At 34.9% G+C, this 2,082-nt stretch carries 2 protein-coding genes; both read left to right on the top strand.

Translation table 11 applies throughout. The features are described from left to right. Positions 1–482: 482 nt before the first annotated feature. On the top strand, positions 483–863 hold the full coding sequence (locus C8269_RS10725; RefSeq protein WP_106461834.1) for a phage holin family protein: 381 nt from the start codon (positions 483–485) through the stop codon (positions 861–863). 10 nt (positions 864–873) lie between these two features. Then, positions 874–1,932, top strand: coding sequence for a ribonucleotide-diphosphate reductase subunit beta (locus tag C8269_RS10720; protein ID WP_106461833.1), 1,059 nt, complete (start codon positions 874–876; stop codon positions 1,930–1,932). Positions 1,933–2,082 lie beyond the last annotated feature (150 nt).

Below are 2,082 nucleotides of genomic sequence, written 5' to 3'. Positions count from 1 at the left end.
TTAATAAAAATGTGGAAAAATTCATTCTCAACTTAAAAACTTCTATAAAAATTAATGGCTTGATACAGATATATAATAAAAAAAGCAATGCGCAGAATAGATTTACCTATTCTGCAACATCACCTTCAATTTGCCCTCTGCAAGAGTCGCTTGCGGGGTGTAAGTCTCCATGAGCCGACGGGCTTGCCGGGGGTATAAGGGGGAGGGCGATGTGGACCCAATTTGCCTTAGCGGCCGAGAGCGACGAAAGGGTCCTTGGGCCTCCCCTTGGAACGAAGATTCAATAGTAAATATAAATAATTCATAATGAGATTAAGTTACGAAGAGAACAACTTTATAATGCTATTATCTTGGATAGTATAAAAAAGGGTTTTTAGGGGAAAACCCCCTAAAATAATTTATCTTGGTTAAAATAAAAAATAATCTGGTATAATAGTATATAAGCAACAATAACAAATCTTGGATTTTAAAAGGAGTATTTTATGAATAGACGTAAGAAAAAGAATTTTGCTAAGGAAAGTGGAAATGTTTTACTAGCTTTATTTGTTGTAAATTTAATTTCATTATTTATATTGAGTAAACTTATCAGAAGTATCAGTTTTGATAAGACATCTGCCCTTTTTATTACAGCAGGAGTTTTGACTATACTTGAAAAGTTTGTAGAGCCAGTACTTAGATTTTTTGCCTTTCCTATCACAATTTTGACTTTTGGCTTATTTTCCCTTGTGATTTCTGCCTTTGTTTTATCTTTGGCATTTAAATTTGTAGGCGGGGCATATATTAATAGTAGCTTTTTTAGTTTGATTTTTGCAAGCATTGTCTTATCAATTGTTTCATCATTTGTAATGAAGTTATTATCTTAAGGAGGTTATGATGGAAGAAAGTAAGAAGAAAGAAGTTGAAAAACGTGGTATTTTCAACGAAAACGGGGATATAGATCTAGCGAAGAGAAAGATTATCCAAGGTAATACCACAAATCTTAACGATTTTAATAACTTAAAATATACCTGGACAAGCGATTGGTATAGGCAGGCTATGAATAACTTCTGGATTCCTGAGGAGATTAACTTAAGCCAGGATATTAAGGATTATAGGAAGCTTGATCAGTATGAAAAGAGGGCTTTTGATAGGATTTTATCTTTCCTAACCTATCTTGATTCAATACAAACTGCCAATTTGCCTAACCTACAAACCTATGTTACAGCAAATGAGATTAACCTTTGTTTGTCAATTCAGACCTACCAAGAGTCAATCCACTCTCAATCTTATTCCTATATCCTAGATACAATTTGTTCACCAGAAGAAAGAACTAGGATTTTATACCTATGGAAGGAAGATGATCATTTGCTTCGTCGTAATGAGTTTATAGGCGACCAATACAATGAATTCTTACAAAAAGATAATGAATTCCAATTTGTAAAGGCCCTTATAGCAAATTATATCCTAGAAGGAATCTACTTCTATTCAGGCTTTTCCTTCTTCTACAACCTAGGTAGAAATGGCAAGATGCCAGGAACTGTCCAAGAGATTAGATATATAAATAGGGACGAAAACACCCACCTATGGCTCTTTAGGTCCCTTATAAATGACCTTAAGAAGGAAAGGCCAGACCTATTTACAGATGAAGCGGTAGAAATCTATAGAGATATGCTAAAAGAAGGTGTCAGACAAGAAATCGAATGGGGCAAATATGCCATAGGCGATAATATAGCAGGCCTTTCTACAAAGATGATTGAAGATTACATCAAATACCTAGGCAATCTTCGTGCCCTAGGCCTTGGCTTTGAGCCACTTTTTGAAGGCTATAAAGAAATCCCACAAGCAATGAAATGGGTAGATGAAATCTCAGATCCAAATGCAGTAAAAACTGACTTCTTTGAAGCCAAGGTTACAGCTTATTCCAAATCATCAATTATTGAAGATGACCTTTAAAATAAAAAGAGAAAGTTGCTTTTTGACCTGAACCCCAAAATCCGGAATACGGATGGAGGGGTTTTAGTATGCCAAAATACACAAAAGAATTTAAAATTAAACTAGTAATGGAATATCTATCAGGAGAATCTGGAGGCAGCCCGATGGTTG

Source organism: Anaerococcus sp. Marseille-P3915 (genome assembly GCF_900258475.1).
Classification (GTDB): Bacteria; Bacillota; Clostridia; order Tissierellales; family Peptoniphilaceae; genus Anaerococcus; species Anaerococcus kampingae.
The sequence above is the reverse complement of the archived record's forward strand: the minus strand, read 5'-3'. Positions and strand labels throughout refer to the sequence as shown.